Consider the following 15,416-nt stretch of genomic DNA (forward strand, 5'->3'; position numbering starts at 1 on the left):
AGCAGCCGAAAACTCCGGCCGGCTCACGCCCGGCAGGCCGCGCAGGTCCCGAAGATCTCAAGGGCGTGGCTGACGTCGTCGTACCCGTGCTCGGCGGCGATCGCGCGGGTCCAGCGCTCGACGGTCGGGCCCTCGACCTCGACGGTGGCGCCGCACGACCGGCAGACCAGGTGGTGGTGGTGCGTGTCGGAGCACCGGCGGTAGATCGCCTCGCCGTCCTCGGTGCGCAGCAGGTCGACCTCGCCGGCGTCGGCCAGCCGCTGGAGCGTCCGGTAGACGGTGGCCAGGCCGACGGGGTCCCCACGGCGGCCGAGCAGGTCGTGGATCTCCTGGGCGGAGCGGAAGTCGTCGAACGACGCCAGTGCGTCGATCACGGCGCGCCGCTGGCGGGTGGGCCGCAGGGGCGCGCCGTCAGTGCTCGTCATAGTGCCTCCCGTGCGCGGCGTGCCGGTGGCCGTCGTGCACGTAGTCGACGTGGTCGCCGTGCGGGACCCCGACGTGGCCGCAGTCCTCGCCGTGCTCGTGCGGGTGGTCGTCGATGGTGTCGTGGACGACGGGCTCGACGACGGGGAACGGCTCGCGCAGCCGCCGCCGCGACCGCAGCCAGGCGCCGAGCGGCCACGCGACCACGAAGCCGGCGAGCGCCAGCAGCACGATCGTGGGGCCGGGTGCGACGCGCGCGTGGAAGGACGCGTACGCCGAGAGCAGCAGCCCGCCCACCGACGCCAGCGTGCCGAGCAGCATCGCCGCGGCCAGCGTGGTGCGGAACGACCGGCTGACCTGCTGGGCGGTCGCCACGGGCACCACCATCAGGGCCGAGACCAGCAGCAGGCCGACGGTGCGCATCGCGACGGTCACGCTGACGGCGGCGAGCACCGCGACGAGCAGGTTGTAGACGCGGATGTTCAGGCCTGCGACCCGGGCGAACTCCTGGTCCTGGGCGACCGCGAACAGCTGCGGCGCGGTGCCCACGCAGACGAGCACGACGATCGCGGCCAGCGCCATCGTGACCACCACGTCGCCCACCGAGATCGTGGTGATCGAGCCGAAGAGGTACTGCTGCAGCCGGGCCCCGCTCTGGCCGGCCAGCCCGGTGATCAGCACGCCGCCGGCGAGGCCGCCGTAGAACAGCAGCGCGAGCGCCACGTCGCCGTTCGCGTGCCCGCGTTCCCGGATCACCTCGATGAGGATCGCCCCGAGGGCCGCCACCGCCACCGCGGTCCAGGTGGGGGAGGCGCCGGTCAGGAGGCCGATCGCGACACCGGTGACCGCGACGTGGCCGATGCCGTCGCCCATGAGCGCGAGCCGGCGCTGCACGAGGTAGGTGCCGACCGCGGGGGCGGCGAGCCCGGTGAAGAGCGCCGCGATCAGCGCGCGCTGCATGAACGGCAGGCCGAGCAGGTCCAGGAAGCCGCTCATCCGGTACCCCCTTCGATGGGCGACGCGATGTGCGGGGCGTGGTCGTGCCGCTCCGGCTCGCTGTGGTGGTGGCCGTGGTCGTGGTGGTCGAGGTGGGCGGTCGCGACCTGGTCGCTGGCGAGCGGCGGGCCGTCGTACGCGATCCGGCCGTCGCGCATCACGACGGCGCGGTCGATGAGCGGCGCCATCGGTCCGAGCTCGTGGGCGACGAGCACGATCGTCGCGCCGCGGTCGGACAGGACCGCCAGGGTGTCGGCGAGCACCTGCTGGTTCGGCAGGTCGACGCCGGCGGTCGGCTCGTCGAGGAAGAACAGCTCGGGCTCGCCGGCGAGGGCGCGGGCGATCAGCACCCGCTGCTGCTGCCCGCCGGACAGCGTCGAGACGCCGTCGCGGGCCCGGCCGGCGAGACCGACCACCTCGAGCGCCTCGGCGATCGCCCGGCGGTCGGCGCGGGAGAGCGGGCGCAGCAGCCGTCGGTGGGTGAGCCGCCCGGAGGCGACCACCTCCCACACCGACGCGGGTACGCCGGACGCGGCGCCGCCGCGCTGCGGGACGAACCCGATCCGCCGCCAGTCGTGGAAGTGCTCCAGCGGGGTGCCGAACAGCTCCAGCGACCCGCCGGCCAGCGGGTGCAGGCCGGTCAGGGCGCGGACCAGGGTGGACTTGCCGGACCCGTTCGCGCCCATGAGCGCGACGAACTCGCCCGCGCGGACGGTGAGGTCGATGTGCCGCAGGATCGGGCGGCCGGCGATCGCCACCGCGCCCTCCCTCAGTCGGACGACGTCAGGCACAGCCGTTCGCCTCCCGGAGGGCCCGGAGGTTCGCCCGCATCAGCGACAGGTAGTCCTCGCCGGCCGTCTCGTCCGACAGCCCCTCGATGGGGTCGAGCACCTTGCTCGCCACCCCGGTGTCGCGCGCCAGCGAGTCGGCGACCGCCGGGCTCACCAGCGACTCGGAGAAGACGGTGGTGATGCCCTCGGAGCGGACCAGGTCCTCGAGCCGGCCCAGGCCGGCCGGCGTCGGCTCGGCGTCGGGGGCGAGTCCGAGGATCGCGGTCATCCGCAGACCGTAGCGCTGGAGGTAGCCGAACGCGTCGTGGCTGACCACGACGGTGGTGCGGGCGCAGTGGGCGAGTCCGGAGGCGTACTCCTCGTCGAGCCGCTCGAGGTCGGCGCGCAGGTCGGCGGCGTTCGCGGCGTAGTCGTCGGCGTGGTCGGGGTCGATCTCGGACAGCCGGTCCGCCACCGCGTCACCCACCTCGGCCAGGAGCAGCGGGTCCTGCCAGAAGTGCGGGTCGTCCTCGGCCGAGTCGACCCCGTGCTCGCGGAACGGCACCAGGTCGACGACCTCGGCCGCGTCGACCACGTCGCCCTCGGCGTTCTCGGCCACGGCGTCGTCGACCGAGGGCTGGAACCCGCGCTCGTAGACGACCAGGTCCGCCTGGGCCACCTCCGCCGTCTCGCGGACGGTCAGCTCGAGGTCGTGCGGCTCGCCGCCGGGCGCGGTGAGGTTCTCGACGTCCGCGTGCCCGCCGGCCACCCGCTCGGCGACGTACTGCAGCGGGTAGAACGCCGTCGCCACCTGCACGCCGTTGTCCAGGCCGACGGAGTCGTCGGTGAACGCCGCGCAGCCGCTCAGCAGCAGGAGGGCAGGGAGGGCGGCGAGCAGCTTCATGAGAACGATTCTCAGTCTAGTTGAGAACGATTGTCAACTCATCGCCGACTACGATCGTGGCGTGCTGGTGGTGAGCAGGTTCCGCGTGCCGGTCCCGGACGGAGAGGCGTTCCGGACCGACCTGGCGACCGCGCGCGAGGCGCTCGCCGCGTGCGCCGGGTACGTCGGCGGCGAGATCGGCCGCAACGTCGACGAGCCCGAGCTGTGGGTGCTCAGCACCCGCTGGACGAACGTCGGGAGCTACCGCCGCGCGCTGTCGTCGTACGACGTGAAGCTCCGCGCGGTCCCGATCCTCTCGCGGGCGATCGAGGAGCCGTCGGCGTACGAGGACGCCGAGCCGGGCACCACCCTCAATATCGGGTTCCCGCGGTCGATAGGCTGAACGTTCACCTCGCAACAAACTGCTGTCCATAGGAGCCACCGTGGCCAAGCCGCCGCCGTCCACCGTCGACAACGTCGTCTCCCTCGCCAAGCGCCGGGGCTTCGTCTACCCGTCCGGCGAGATCTACGGCGGTACCCGCTCCGCCTGGGACTACGGCCCGCTGGGCGTGGAGCTGAAGGAGAACATCAAGCGCCAGTGGTGGCGGTCGATGGTCACCATGCGCGACGACATGGTCGGCCTGGACTCCTCGATCATCCTGCCCCGGCAGGTGTGGGAGGCCAGCGGCCACGTCGACACCTTCACCGACCCGCTGACCGAGTGCCAGTCCTGCCACAAGCGGTACCGCGCCGACCACCTCCAAGAAGAGGTCGCGGAGAAGAAGGGCATCGAGAACCCCGACGACGTCGACCTCGCGACCGTCGCGTGCCCCAACTGCGGCACCCGCGGCGCCTGGACCGAGCCGCGCCAGTTCTCCGGCCTGCTCAAGACCTACCTCGGCGTCATCGAGAACGAGGAAGGCCTGCACTACCTGCGCCCGGAGACCGCGCAGGGCATCTTCGTCAACTTCGCCAACGTGGTGACCTCGAGCCGCCAGAAGCCGCCGTTCGGCATCGCCCAGATCGGTAAGAGCTTCCGCAACGAGATCACGCCGGGCAACTTCATCTTCCGGACCCGCGAGTTCGAGCAGATGGAGATGGAGTACTTCGTCAAGCCGGGCGAGGACAAGGAGTGGCACCAGTATTGGATCGACGAGCGGACCGGCTGGTACACCGACCTCGGGATCGACCCCGACAACCTGCGGCACTACGAGCACCCGCAGGAGAAGCTGAGCCACTACTCGACCCGCACCGTCGACATCGAGTACCGCTTCCGCTTCGCCGGCTCGGAGTGGGGTGAGCTCGAGGGCATCGCGAACCGCACGGACTTCGACCTGACCACGCACTCCAAGCACTCCGGCCAGGACCTGTCGTACTTCGACCAGGCCAACAACGAGCGCTACGTGCCGTACGTCATCGAGCCGGCGGCCGGCCTGTCGCGCAGCCTGATGACGTTCCTCGTCGACGCCTACACCGAGGACGAGGCCCCGAACACCAAGGGCGGCGTCGACAAGCGCACCGTGCTGAAGCTCGACCCGCGGCTCGCGCCGGTCAAGGTCGCGGTGCTGCCGCTCTCGCGCAACGCGGACCTGTCGCCGAAGGCGAAGGACCTCGCGATGGAGCTGCGCCGGGCGGGCTGGAACGTCGACTTCGACGACTCCGGCGCGATCGGGCGCCGCTACCGCCGCCAGGACGAGATCGGTACGCCGTACTGCGTGACCGTGGACTTCGAGACCCTCGAGGACCAGGCGGTCACGATCCGCGAGCGCGACACCATGCAGCAGGAGCGGATCTCGCTGGACGCCGTGTCGTCGTACTTCGCCGAGCGACTCGTCGGGTGCTGAGCCGGACCGCCGCCCTGCTCCTGGCCACCGCGCTGACGGTGGCCGGGTGCTCGTCGTCCTCCGACGACCCCGCTCCGGCGAGCTCGGGCACGCCGACGCCGTCGCCGGCGGCCAGCGAGACGCCGTACCTGCCGGTGCCGGCCGGCGTCGAGCTGACCCCGCCGGGCAGCCAGCTGTCGGTCGGCGACCACGCGGTGGTCGCGTACCGGCCGCGGCAGGAGCAGGTGGGTGCGCTCGACATCCAGGTCACGGCGCTGGAAAAGACGTCGATCGACGACTTCTCGGCGTGGCAGCTGAGCGACGAGCAGAAGAAGTCGAACCCGTTCTACGTGCGGGCGCGGATCGAGAACGTCGGCGACACCGACCTCGGCGGCCGCCCGGTGCCGCTGTACGTCGTCAACGACCAGAACGTGCTGCTCGAGCCGACGCCGTTCGCGAGCTCGTTCGACGCCTGCCCGAGCACGCCGTTCCCGGAGAAGTTCGGGCCCGGCGACAAGGCGAACGTCTGCCTGGTCTACCTGGCGCCGAAGCACGGAGACCTGGTGTCGGTGAGCTTCCGGCCCGAGGAGACCTTCAACCCGATCACCTGGACCGGCGACGTGGTGAAGTACGAGCCGCCGAAGCCGAAGAAGTCCGAGAAGGGCAAGAAGGGCAACAAGAAGTCGAACGGTGGTTGAGGTGTCAAGGCGCCCTGGCGCCTGAGCCTCGAAACAACCGTGCGATTTGGGCCCTCCCGCGTCCACGCCGGACAATGGACGGCATGTCCGCCCTGCCCACCTCGCTGACCCTCGGGTCCCTGCGCGTCGACGTGCCCGTCGTGCTCGCGCCGATGGCGGGCATCACCAACGCGGCGTACCGCCGGCTGTGCGCCGAGCAGGGCGCCGGCCTGTACGTGTGCGAGATGATCACCAGCCGCGGCCTGGTGGAGGGTGACCAGCACACCCGGGACATGCTGGTCTTCGACGAGCTCGAGACCACCCGCTCGGTCCAGCTCTACGGCACCGACCCCGTGTACGTCGGCAAGGCCGCGGAGATCCTCTGCGCCGAGTACGGCGTCGCGCACATCGACCTCAACTTCGGCTGTCCGGTCCCGAAGGTGACCCGCAAGGGCGGCGGCGGTGCCCTGCCGTGGAAGCGCGGCCTGCTGGCCGAGATCCTCGAGCAGGCGGTCGCGGCGGCGACGCCGTACGGCGTGCCGGTCACGATGAAGACCCGCAAGGGCATCGACGACGACCACCTGACCTACCTCGACGCGGGCCGGATCGCCCAGGAGGCGGGCTGCGCGGCGATCGCGCTGCACGGCCGCACCGTCGCGCAGGCCTACTCCGGCGCGGCCGACTGGGACGCGATCGCGGCGCTCGTCGAGCACGTCGACATCCCGGTCCTCGGCAACGGGGACGTCTGGGAGGCCGCCGACGCGATCCGCATGGTCGAGCAGACCGGCGCCGCCGGTGTCGTCGTCGGGCGCGGCTGCCTGGGCCGGCCCTGGCTGTTCCGCGACCTGGCCGCCGCGTTCCGCGGCGAGGAGGTCGCCACGCTTCCCACTCTCGGCGAGGTCGCCGCGATGATGCGCCGGCACGCCGAGCTGCTGTGCCAGCACATGGGGGAGGAGCGGGGCTGCAAGGAGTTCCGCAAGCACGTCTCGTGGTACCTCAAGGGCTTCGCCGCGGGCGGCGAGATGCGCCGCTCGCTGGGGCTGGTCGACAGCCTCGCGGCGCTCGACCGGCTGCTGGCCGAGCTGGACCCGAGCGAGCCGTTCCCGGTCGCCGAGCTGGGGTCGCCGCGCGGCCGGCAGGGGTCGCCGCGCGAGCGCGTCGTGCTCCCGGAGGGCTGGCTCGACGACGCCGACGGCAGCGGCTGCCACCTCCAGGAGGACGCCTCCGAGACCACCGGCGGGTGACGGGGAACACCCCGAAATCCGCGCCCGCGATTCCGGGCCTCGTCGGACGTGTGGTTGACTCGGGCGGTCGTTGCCGTTTCGTGACCATTCTCGGGAGTCCGCGGCAGGGGCAGACCCCCGTCAGCAACAGCAAAGGATCAGCGCTGTGGCAGAGCATCGCCACAAGCGGGACACCGATGCCCGCCGCAAGCCCCGCGCCGCCCTCGTGGCGGCGCCGCTTGCCCTGCTCGCGACCGCGTCCGCCGTCACCATCGGCGTGCTCGCGAGCTCTCCCGAGCCCACCCTGCTCGCCCAGGACACCGCCGCCGACGTCTCCGGCGCCACGGTCGCGCGCGACACGGTCTCGCGCAGCGGGTCCCGGCTCGAGGCCGAGAAGCTCCGCCTCAAGCCGAGCGTGCTGACCCAGCGCGCGGTCGCGAAGGCCGACGAGAGGCGGTGGACCACCACGACGCTGAACCTGTGGTCCGCCTCCGGCGACGACGCCACCCAGGTCGGCGAGCTCGAGGCCGGCAAGCGGGTGCTCGTCACGGGCCGCACGGCGGCCGACCGCGTCGAGATCGTCTGGCAGGGCGAGGCCCGCTGGGTCACCGCCGGCTACCTCTCGGAGGAGAAGCCGGAGGTGGTGACCGCGGCCGGCGGCCTGTCGATGGAGCCGTGCCCGGACCCCAGCGTGGAGAGCGGGTTGACCTCCAACGCCGTGTACGTCTACCGCTCGGTGTGCCACGCGTTCCCGCAGATCACGTCGTACGGCGGCTGGGACGCGCACGGGGAGCACTCCTCGGGCCGGGCGCTGGACATCATGACCACCGACAAGGCGCTCGGCGACCAGATCGCGGCGTTCCTCCAGGCGCACGCCTCCGAGCTGCACCTCTACGACGTCATCTGGTGGGACCTGATCTGGACCCCGGAGCGCGCCTCCGAGGGCTGGCGGGACTACGGCGACCACGGGTCGGCCACCGCCAACCACATGGACCACGTGCACGTCGCGACGTACTGACGCCGGGCGTCACAGCAGCCGGGCCAGCCGCTTCTTCGTGAGGTTCTGCCGGACGATGTCCTCGACGGCTGGGAGATCGGTTTCACCGATCCGCTGGAGCGCCGTCGCGACCGCCTCGCGGACCCGCCACCGGTCGTCGGAGGCCTGCCGCCGCAGGCGCTCGCGGATCCCGGGGTCGGCGCCCCGGGCGCCCAGCCCGATCACCCCGCAGGTCGTCGAGGTAGGCGGGCCACGCCTCCGGCGCCATGCTCCGGAGCGTGTCGCGGTACGCCGCGATCCGCGTCACGCCTCGACGCTAGGGCGCTCCGTGCCCGGGCGGCAGGGGCGAAGGTCCCCGCTGCCTCATAGAGTCGGGTCCGATGACCGAGGACCTGTACGACGACGCCGCGCGCGAGCGCCTGGTCGAGGAGCCGCCGAAGCGGGTCGACGCGCCGGTGCGCACGCCGTTCGAGCGTGACCGCGCCCGCGTCGTGCACGCCGCGGCGTCGCGGCGGCTGGCCGCCAAGACGCAGGTGCACGGCCCGCAGACCGACGACTTCGTGCGCAACCGGCTCACCCACAGCCTCGAGGTCGCCCAGATCGCCCGCGACCTGTCCCGCGCGATCGGCTGCCAGCCCGACATCGCGGAGACGGCCGCGCTCGCGCACGACCTCGGCCACCCGCCGTTCGGCCACAACGGCGAGCGGGTGCTGGCCGAGCTGGGGGAGGCGTGCGGCGGCTTCGAGGGCAACGCCCAGACGCTGCGGCTGCTGACCCGGCTGGAGGCCAAGACCGAGGGCGCCGGGCTCAACCTGACCCGGGCGACGCTGGACGCCTGCACCAAGTACCCCTGGCCGCGCGCGGCCGCCGAGGAGCCGCGCGGCGTGCACGCCGACGGGTCGCCGCGGTTCGTCGTGAAGTTCGGCGTCTACGACGACGACCGGCCGGTCTTCGACTGGATGCGCCGCGGCGCCGACGGCACCCGCCAGTGCCTCGAGGCGCAGGTGATGGACCTCGCCGACGACGTCGCCTACTCGGTGCACGACGTCGAGGACGGCGTGGTCGCCGGCCGGATCGAGCTGACCGCGATCGACGAGGCCGCGGTCTGGCAGACCGTCCGCGACTGGTACCTCCCGGACGCCGACGACGGCGCGCTCGACAAGACGCTGGCCGAGCTCCGCACCGTCGGCAGCTGGCCGGGGGCGGCGTACGACGGGAGCCGGCGCTCGCTGGCCGCGCTCAAGAACCTCACCAGCGACCTGATCGGCCGCTTCTGCGGCGCGGTGCAGCACGCGACGTTCGCGGAGAGCGCCGGCCCGTTCGTGCGGTACGCCGGCGACCTGGTCGTGCCGGAGGAGACCCGGCTGGAGATCGCGGTGCTCAAGGGCATCGCCGCCCACTACGTGATGCGCGCCGACGACCGGGTCGCGCTGATGGAGCGGCAGCGCGAGCTGCTGGCCGAGCTGGTGGCGCTGCTCGCGCACCGAGGCCCCGACGCGATGGAGCGCCAGTTCGCCGACGACTGGGCCGCGGCGGCCGACGACGCCGCGCGGCTGCGGGTCGTGATCGACCAGGTCGCCTCGCTCACCGACCAGAGCGCGGTCGCCTGGCACGCCGCGCTGAGGGGGCGCGCATGAGCGACCGGCTGGTGTGGCTGCCGTTCGACCCGGCCGAGCTGGGGGACCCGCCCGAGGGGCTGCGGTACGAGGTCGTGGACCCGACCGAGTCGATCCCCGACAGCGTCGGCGACGTGCGGTTCTACGTGCCGCCGTACCAGGTCGGCCGGCGGGTGTCCGAGGTGCTGCCCCGGATGACGTCGCTCGAGGTCGTGCAGACCCTGACCGCCGGCGTCGACAACATCCGCGGCGCCCTCCCCGACGGGGTGCTGCTCTGCAATGGCCGCGGCATCCACGACACCTCCACCGCCGAGCTGGCCCTGACGCTCACGCTCGCGAGCCTGCGCGGGGTGCCGGGCTTCGTCCGCGACCAGGACCGGCACCGCTGGAACACCGACTGGCACCCGGCGCTCGCGGACAAGCGGGTGCTGCTGGTCGGGTACGGCGCGGTCGGCGAGGCGGTCGAGCGGCGGCTGCTGCCGTTCGAGGTCGAGGTGGTGCGCGTCGCCCGCACCGCCCGCGACGGCGTGCACGCGATCGCCGAGCTGCCGTCCCTGCTTCCGGGCGCCGATGTGGTCGTCCTCGTCGTACCCCTCACCGACGAGACCCGCGGCCTCGTGGACGCCGGCTTCCTCGCCGCGATGAAGGACGGCGCGCTGCTCGTGAACGTCGCCCGCGGCGCGGTCGTCGACACCGACGCGGTGATCGCCGCGCTGCACGCCGGCCGGGTGTCCTACGCGACCGACGTCGCCGACGAGGAGCCGCTGCCGGAGGACCACCCGCTCTGGGACGCCCCGAACCTCCTCGTCAGCCCGCACGTCGGTGGCGCGAGCAGCGCGATGTGGCCGCGGGCGCGGCGCCTGGTCCGCGACCAGCTGCACCGCTACGCCGCGGGCGAGGAGCTGGTGAACGTCATGTCCGGCCCGTACTGACCGGGACATAGACTCCGCGACGTGGCAGGACGGATCCGCGAGGAGGACATCGCGACGGTGCGCGAGAAGGCGCGCATCGACGACGTCGTCTCGCAGTACGTCACCCTCCGTAACGCCGGCGGCGGCTCCCAGAAGGGCCTCTGCCCGTTCCACGACGAGAAGTCGCCGTCGTTCAACGTCAACCCGGCGCGGGGATTCTTCCACTGCTTCGGCTGCGGAGAAGGCGGCGACGTCATCACGTTCCTGATGAAGATCGACGGCCTGACCTTCGGGGAAGCCGTCGAGCGGCTGGCCGACAAGTACGGGATCGTGCTGCGGCGCGAGGACGACGGGTTCCAGCCCGAGCGGCCCAAGGGGCCGTCGCGGCGGCGGCTGCTGGAGGCGCACCAGGCGGCGCAGGCGTTCTACGCCGAGCAGCTGGCCACCCCGGACGCGATCGTCGGCCGGCAGTTCCTCTCCGAGCGCGGCTTCGACCAGGCCGCGGCCGAGATGTTCGGGATCGGGTTCGCTCCCAACGACGGCCGCGCGCTCGCCAACCACCTGCGCGGTCGCGGGTTCGGCACCGAGGAGCTGACCGTCGGCGGCCTGATCGGCCCGTCCGGGTACGACCGGTTCCGCGGCCGCCTGCTCTGGCCGATCCGGGAGTCCAGCGGCGAGACCATCGGGTTCGGCGCCCGGCGGCTGTTCGACGACGACCGGATCGAGGCCAAGTACCTCAACACCTCCGAGACCCCGATCTACAAGAAGAGCCAGGTGCTCTACGGCATCGACCTGGCCCGCCGCGAGATCGGCCGGTCCTCCCAGGCGGTGATCGTCGAGGGCTACACCGACGTGATGGCCTGCCACCTGTCCGGCGTCGGTACGGCGGTCGCCACCTGCGGCACCGCGTTCGGCGACGAGCACTCGCGGGTGCTGCGCCGGTTCCTCAACGACCACGAGGAGTTCCGCGGCGAGGTGATCTTCACCTTCGACGGCGACGCCGCCGGGCAGAAGGCCGCGCTGCGCGCGTTCGGCGGCGACCAGAACTTCGTGTCGCAGACCTACGTTGCGATCGAGCCGGACGGCCTCGACCCCTGCGACCTGCGGATCAAGAAGGGCGACGCCGCCGTGCGCGAGCTGGTCGCCCGCCGGGTGCCGCTCTACCGGTTCGTGTTGTCCAACGTGGTCGGCAAGTACGACCTCGACCGCGCCGACGGCCGGATCGACGCGCTCCGCGAGGGCGCCCGGCTGGTGTCGAGCATCCGCGACAAGTCGAAGGTCGACGCGTTCGCCCGCGAGCTGGCCGGCATGGTCGGCGTCGACCCCGACGAGGCGCGCGCGGAGGTCCGGCGGGCGGCGAACCGCCGGCCCGGGCAGGACCCGCGGACCCCCGAGGCCGCGCCGCCGCCGCGCACGAACGTGCCCGACCTGCGCGACCCGCGGTTCTCCATCGAGCGGGAGACGCTGAAGCTGGTCATCCAGCACCCGATGACGATCGGCCGGCTCACGTCCGACATCGGCCCGGACGACTTCACGCACCCGACGTACCGCGCCGTGTGGGAGCTCGTGGCCGCCGCCGGCGGACCGGGCGCCGGCGCGGGCGACCCAGGCTGGGCCACCAAGCTGCGGGACGCCGCCACGGACCCGGCGGTCTCCTCGGCGATCAGCGCGCTCGGCGTCGAGCCGCTGCTCAAGGAGCCGGACGCGGCGTACGTGACCCAGTACCTCGTGCGCCTCCAGGAGCTCACCGTCGCCCGGCGGATCGGCGCCATCAAGTCCCGGCTGCAGCGCACCAACCCGGTCGAGCACGCCGAGGCGTTCAACAAGATGTTCGGCGAGCTGGCCGCCCTCGAGGCGCACCGCCGGGCGCTGCGCGACCGGCTGGCGGGGCCGGCCTGATGGCGCTGCGTAGGTCCCCGATCCGCGTCGAGCGGGGGGAGAAGCTGCTGGCGGACGCGGTGGCCGAGGAGGCCCACCTCGGGGGGACCCGCGACGCGCTGTACGTCGTGCGCCGGCTCGGCACCTCGCTCGCGCTGGAGGAGACGCTGCGCATCCCGTGGGAGGACGTGCAGGCCGCCGGCTGGGACGCCGAGACGACCACGCTGCGGGTCAGCGAGGTCGGCACCTGGGGCGAGCAGCGCCCCGAGCACGTCTTCACGCTGCCCGAGCCGGGCCGCCTGCTGGAGCTGATCCGCGAGCGGGTCACCGCGAGCGTCGTGCTCCAGCGGCACGTCCCGATCCGGGGCCGCCGCGGCCTGCGTGTGATCGCCCGCCGGGCGCCCCGCGGGGACCGGCCGATCAGGTGGATCTACGAGTTCGACGCCGGGATCGACCCCGACGACCCCGCCGTACGGCAGGCGGCGGAGGAGGCCCTCGCGGCCGCCCGCGCCGACGTGGGCCTCGATTTTTGACATGGGACGCAAGTTGCTAACCTGTGCGGGCTGCACCGATCCCCTGTAGCTCAACTGGCAGAGCATTCGGCTGTTAACCGGAGGGTTGTTGGTTCGAGTCCAACCGGGGGAGCAGAGAGAAGGGCCCGGCGATCGCCGGGCCCTTCTGGCTTCCCGGCCGCTCTCGTAGCCGAACGGGCGTAACTGCCGTCAGGGGCCCGAGCCACGCTCAGCGGACGCCGAGAACACGTGCTTGTGCCCGTTCGGCTACGAGCCGTTCCCGGTCTACCCGCCCCAGCCCATCGGGAACACCTCGAACGGCGCCCCGAACGCGACGCCCATCCGCTGGCCGACCGGGCGGCTGAAGCCCTCGAGGAACTCGCGGCCGTCCCAGTGCTCCCAGCCCAGGCCGTCGATGTAGGCGCGGTGCGCCTCGAGCGACTGCACGCCGAGGTCGAAGGTGTCGGTGATGTCGACGGCGTGGGTGGCCTGGGGCGACCCGAAGGCCCACACCGCGCGGACGCCGCCCCACGGCTCGAGCCCGTCGACGAGCTGCTCGGTGAAGATCCAGCGGTTGCCGGCGTCCCGGACCGCGTCGACCACCGCGCGCCCGGTCGCGACGTGGTCGGCCTGGTTGAGGTTCACCCCGCCCCAGGTATCGCGGAAGTTGCTGGTGACCACGATCTCGGGGCGGTAGCGGCGGACGACGGCGGCGATCTCGCGACGCAGCGGCACGCCGTACTCGAGGATCCCGTCGGGCTGGTGCAGGAACTCCACCTCCGGTACGCCGACGATGCGCGCCGACTCGACCTGCTCGGCCTCGCGCACGACCCGGCACTCGTCGGGCGCCATGCCGTCGATGCCGGCCTCCCCGCTGGTCACCATGCAGTAGGCGACCTGCTTGCCCTGCGCGGTCCAGCGGGCGACCGCCGCGGCCCCGCCGAACTCCATGTCGTCGGGGTGCGCGACCACGCACAGCGCGCGCTCCCAGTCCTCCGGGAGCGGCTCCAGCGGCTCGATCTCGATGCCCGTCTGCATGCGCACCAGCATGGCACCGCGTGAGCGCCGCGGGGGCCGGGTACGTCCCGGCCATGCGCTTCCCGCTCAGCCGTGCCCTGTCCGCCGCCACCGCCGCGTACGGCGGCTACGCGCTCGCCCAGCCCGCCCACCTCTGGCAGGCGATGAAGGCCGACCGCAAGGACCGGGAGGGCCTGGAGCTGCTGGCCCGGACGTACGGCGTGCGCGACCTGGCGATCAGCGCCGCCGGCCTCCTCGGCGGTCCGGGCGCGGTGCGCGCGGCGATGCTGGTCCGGGTGGCGATGGACCTCGGCGACGGGCTGCTGCTGTCCACCCGCACCGACGATCCCGACGTCCGCCGCAAGGTCCTCGGGGTCACGCTGGGGTGGGCCGGGCTGAACGCGCTCGCCCTCGCGATCGACACTGCTCGCGATGGCGGGTGAGATCAGGGTCGGGATCTCCGGCTGGACCTACGACGGCTGGCGCGGGGACTTCTACCCGCGCGGCCTGCCCCGCCGCCAGGAGCTGGCGTACGCGGCCGAGCGGCTGGACAGCGTCGAGATCAACGGCTCGTTCTACTCGCTGCAGCGGCCGTCGTCCTACGAGTCGTGGCGCGAGCAGACGCCCGACGACTTCGTCTTCGCCGTCAAGGGCGGCCGCTTCATCACGCACATGAAGCGGCTGCGCGACGTCGAGACGCCGCTCGCGAACTTCTTCGGCTCAGGGGTGCTCGCCCTGGGGCCCAAGCTCGGTCCGGTGCTCTGGCAGCTGCCCGAGCGCCTGGAGTACGACGCCGACCTGCTCGGCTCGTTCTTCGACCTGCTCCCGCGGACCGTCCGGGCGGCGGCCGCCCTGGCCCGCAAGCACGACGCGAAGCTGAAGCCCGACCGCGCGCTGACCACCACCCCCCGCGGGCTCGGCGACCAGCGGATCCGGCACGCGCTGGAGTTCCGGCACCCGTCGTACTGCACCGACGAGGCGTTCGCCCTGCTCCGCGAGCACGACATCGCCTGCGTCGTCGCCGACACCGCCGGCCGCTGGCCGCTGGCCGAGGCGGTCACCAGCGACCTGGTCTACGTCCGCCTGCACGGCGACCAGGAGCTGTACGCGAGCGGCTACTCCGACGCCGCGCTGGACCGCTGGGCCGCCAAGTGCCGGACCTGGTCCGAGCAGGCCGACGTGGTCGTCTACTTCGACAACGACGCCAAGGGCCACGCCCCCCACGACGCGGTCCGCCTCCGGGAGCGGGTCAGAACTCGTCCGGCGAGCTGACCGCGGTCGTGATCGCGACCTCGGAAGCCTCCGGGTTGCCGCCCACGGAGCTGATGAAGGAGTGCAGCTCCGGGTTGGCGAAGAACGCCTCGAACTGCTCGGCGGACTCCCACTCGTCGACGACGAGCACGTGGTCGGCACCGAGCCCGAACCGGTGGTGGATCGCGCCGAGCGGCTTGGCCCGCTCGGCGATCGCGGCGAACTCGTCGGCCCGCTCCTCGAGGCACTTCGTGAAGACGTCGACGTTGCCGGGGACCTTGATGGTGATGAGAACGGACATGGTGGGCCTTCCCTTCGGGAGAGTGTGTGGACAACCGGGGGTTCGCCCGCTCGGTGCGCCCGGATCACCGGCCTAGATGTACCCAGCCAGGACGTTGGTAGCGGGCGCGTCGGCTTGAATGGGTGAGAGCCCCCGGGT

18 protein-coding genes and 1 tRNA gene are annotated in these 15,416 nt (G+C 72.7%); 12 read left to right on the top strand and 7 right to left on the bottom strand.

The genetic code is table 11. The annotated features are described in order from the left end of the window. Positions 1-23 precede the first annotated feature (23 nt). From ABD086_RS18095 to ABD086_RS18110, 4 genes are read right to left on the bottom strand one after another with little or no spacing between them, the layout of a single operon-like run. On the bottom strand, positions 24-425 hold the full coding sequence (locus tag ABD086_RS18095) for a Fur family transcriptional regulator (protein WP_343909005.1): 402 nt from the start codon (positions 423-425) through the stop codon (positions 24-26). After that, positions 412-1,419: a metal ABC transporter permease gene (locus tag ABD086_RS18100; RefSeq protein ID WP_343909006.1), complete on the bottom strand. Its 1,008-nt coding sequence runs from the start codon at positions 1,417-1,419 to the stop codon at positions 412-414. The genes ABD086_RS18095 and ABD086_RS18100 overlap by 14 nt, the downstream gene beginning before the upstream one ends. After that, on the bottom strand, positions 1,416-2,210 hold the full coding sequence (locus ABD086_RS18105) for a metal ABC transporter ATP-binding protein (protein WP_343909007.1): 795 nt from the start codon (positions 2,208-2,210) through the stop codon (positions 1,416-1,418). The genes ABD086_RS18100 and ABD086_RS18105 overlap by 4 nt, the downstream gene beginning before the upstream one ends. Continuing rightward, positions 2,203-3,093 carry a metal ABC transporter substrate-binding protein gene (locus tag ABD086_RS18110; protein WP_343909008.1) on the bottom strand — a complete coding sequence of 297 codons (891 nt, stop codon included), beginning with the start codon at positions 3,091-3,093 and terminating at the stop codon, positions 2,203-2,205. The genes ABD086_RS18105 and ABD086_RS18110 overlap by 8 nt, the downstream gene beginning before the upstream one ends. Before the next feature lie 61 nt (positions 3,094-3,154). On the opposite strand from ABD086_RS18110, the gene ABD086_RS18115 reads away from it, so the two are divergent. The 5 genes from ABD086_RS18115 (at position 3,155) to ABD086_RS18135 (ending at position 7,813) form a co-directional block, all read left to right on the top strand. Next, the gene (locus ABD086_RS18115) at positions 3,155-3,475 is read left to right on the top strand and encodes an antibiotic biosynthesis monooxygenase family protein (RefSeq protein WP_343909009.1); all 321 of its coding nucleotides are present in this window, start codon (positions 3,155-3,157) and stop codon (positions 3,473-3,475) included. 40 nt (positions 3,476-3,515) lie between these two features. Continuing rightward, positions 3,516-4,916 carry a glycine--tRNA ligase gene (locus ABD086_RS18120; protein ID WP_343909010.1) on the top strand — a complete coding sequence of 467 codons (1,401 nt, stop codon included), beginning with the start codon at positions 3,516-3,518 and terminating at the stop codon, positions 4,914-4,916. After that, positions 4,910-5,593 carry a hypothetical protein gene (locus ABD086_RS18125; protein ID WP_343909011.1) on the top strand — a complete coding sequence of 228 codons (684 nt, stop codon included), beginning with the start codon at positions 4,910-4,912 and terminating at the stop codon, positions 5,591-5,593. The genes ABD086_RS18120 and ABD086_RS18125 overlap by 7 nt, the downstream gene beginning before the upstream one ends. 83 nt (positions 5,594-5,676) lie before the next feature. Next, positions 5,677-6,816 (top strand): tRNA dihydrouridine synthase DusB, encoded by a 1,140-nt coding sequence (dusB, locus tag ABD086_RS18130; RefSeq protein ID WP_343909012.1) that lies wholly within the window; start codon positions 5,677-5,679, stop codon positions 6,814-6,816. Between the two features lie 145 nt (positions 6,817-6,961). Then, positions 6,962-7,813 (top strand): VldE C-terminal domain-containing protein, encoded by an 852-nt coding sequence (locus ABD086_RS18135; protein WP_343909013.1) that lies wholly within the window; start codon positions 6,962-6,964, stop codon positions 7,811-7,813. A gap of 9 nt (positions 7,814-7,822) precedes the next feature. On the opposite strand, the gene ABD086_RS18140 is transcribed toward ABD086_RS18135, so the two are convergent. Next, positions 7,823-8,017 (bottom strand): HEAT repeat domain-containing protein, encoded by a 195-nt coding sequence (locus tag ABD086_RS18140; protein WP_343909014.1) that lies wholly within the window; start codon positions 8,015-8,017, stop codon positions 7,823-7,825. Between the two features lie 155 nt (positions 8,018-8,172). On the opposite strand from ABD086_RS18140, the gene ABD086_RS18145 reads away from it, so the two are divergent. From ABD086_RS18145 to ABD086_RS18165, 5 genes are all read left to right on the top strand, one after another. After that, complete coding sequence (locus ABD086_RS18145; RefSeq protein WP_343909015.1) at positions 8,173-9,429, top strand: deoxyguanosinetriphosphate triphosphohydrolase; 1,257 nt, start codon at positions 8,173-8,175, stop codon at positions 9,427-9,429. Beyond that, a complete protein-coding gene (locus tag ABD086_RS18150) occupies positions 9,426-10,340 on the top strand; it encodes a 2-hydroxyacid dehydrogenase (protein ID WP_343909016.1) in 915 nt (304 codons plus the stop codon). Before ABD086_RS18145 ends, ABD086_RS18150 begins: the two co-directional genes overlap by 4 nt. A gap of 21 nt (positions 10,341-10,361) precedes the next feature. After that, a complete protein-coding gene (gene dnaG, locus ABD086_RS18155; RefSeq protein WP_343909017.1) occupies positions 10,362-12,218 on the top strand; it encodes a DNA primase in 1,857 nt (618 codons plus the stop codon). After that, positions 12,218-12,730 (top strand): hypothetical protein, encoded by a 513-nt coding sequence (locus tag ABD086_RS18160; RefSeq protein ID WP_343909018.1) that lies wholly within the window; start codon positions 12,218-12,220, stop codon positions 12,728-12,730. Before dnaG ends, ABD086_RS18160 begins: the two co-directional genes overlap by 1 nt. A gap of 39 nt (positions 12,731-12,769) precedes the next feature. Next, positions 12,770-12,842 (top strand) — tRNA-Asn (locus ABD086_RS18165). Between the two features lie 152 nt (positions 12,843-12,994). On the opposite strand, the gene ABD086_RS18170 is transcribed toward ABD086_RS18165, so the two are convergent. After that, on the bottom strand, positions 12,995-13,747 hold the full coding sequence (locus tag ABD086_RS18170) for a PIG-L deacetylase family protein (protein ID WP_343909019.1): 753 nt from the start codon (positions 13,745-13,747) through the stop codon (positions 12,995-12,997). Positions 13,748-13,767: 20 nt separating this feature from the next. Between ABD086_RS18170 and ABD086_RS18175 the strand changes: the two genes are divergently transcribed. Then, positions 13,768-14,169, top strand: coding sequence for a hypothetical protein (locus ABD086_RS18175; protein WP_343909020.1), 402 nt, complete (start codon positions 13,768-13,770; stop codon positions 14,167-14,169). Next, a complete protein-coding gene (locus ABD086_RS18180; protein ID WP_343909021.1) occupies positions 14,159-14,998 on the top strand; it encodes a DUF72 domain-containing protein in 840 nt (279 codons plus the stop codon). The genes ABD086_RS18175 and ABD086_RS18180 overlap by 11 nt, the downstream gene beginning before the upstream one ends. Here ABD086_RS18180 and ABD086_RS18185 read toward each other — a convergent pair. After that, positions 14,976-15,278 carry an antibiotic biosynthesis monooxygenase family protein gene (locus ABD086_RS18185; protein WP_343909022.1) on the bottom strand — a complete coding sequence of 101 codons (303 nt, stop codon included), beginning with the start codon at positions 15,276-15,278 and terminating at the stop codon, positions 14,976-14,978. The two genes, ABD086_RS18180 and ABD086_RS18185, sit on opposite strands and share 23 nt — an antisense overlap. Positions 15,279-15,416: the final 138 nt, after the last annotated feature.

The organism is Nocardioides aquiterrae, from assembly GCF_039526625.1.
GTDB classification, from domain to species: domain Bacteria; phylum Actinomycetota; class Actinomycetes; order Propionibacteriales; family Nocardioidaceae; genus Nocardioides; species Nocardioides aquiterrae.

Bases quoted from the DNA above. Each gene is read 5' to 3' on its own strand.
- ABD086_RS18160 (WP_343909018.1), top strand. From the start codon at position 12,218: ATGGCGCTGCGTAGGTCCCCGATCCGCGTCGAGCGGGGGGAGAAGCTG.
- ABD086_RS18095 (WP_343909005.1), bottom strand. From the start codon at position 425: ATGACGAGCACTGACGGCGCGCCCCTGCGGCCCACCCGCCAGCGGCGC.
- ABD086_RS18145 (WP_343909015.1), top strand. From the start codon at position 8,173: ATGACCGAGGACCTGTACGACGACGCCGCGCGCGAGCGCCTGGTCGAG.
- ABD086_RS18185 (WP_343909022.1), bottom strand. From the start codon at position 15,278: ATGTCCGTTCTCATCACCATCAAGGTCCCCGGCAACGTCGACGTCTTC.
- ABD086_RS18170 (WP_343909019.1), bottom strand. From the start codon at position 13,747: ATGCAGACGGGCATCGAGATCGAGCCGCTGGAGCCGCTCCCGGAGGAC.
- dusB (WP_343909012.1), top strand. From the start codon at position 5,677: ATGTCCGCCCTGCCCACCTCGCTGACCCTCGGGTCCCTGCGCGTCGAC.
- ABD086_RS18110 (WP_343909008.1), bottom strand. From the start codon at position 3,093: ATGAAGCTGCTCGCCGCCCTCCCTGCCCTCCTGCTGCTGAGCGGCTGC.
- ABD086_RS18100 (WP_343909006.1), bottom strand. From the start codon at position 1,419: ATGAGCGGCTTCCTGGACCTGCTCGGCCTGCCGTTCATGCAGCGCGCG.
- ABD086_RS18150 (WP_343909016.1), top strand. From the start codon at position 9,426: ATGAGCGACCGGCTGGTGTGGCTGCCGTTCGACCCGGCCGAGCTGGGG.
- ABD086_RS18180 (WP_343909021.1), top strand. From the start codon at position 14,159: ATGGCGGGTGAGATCAGGGTCGGGATCTCCGGCTGGACCTACGACGGC.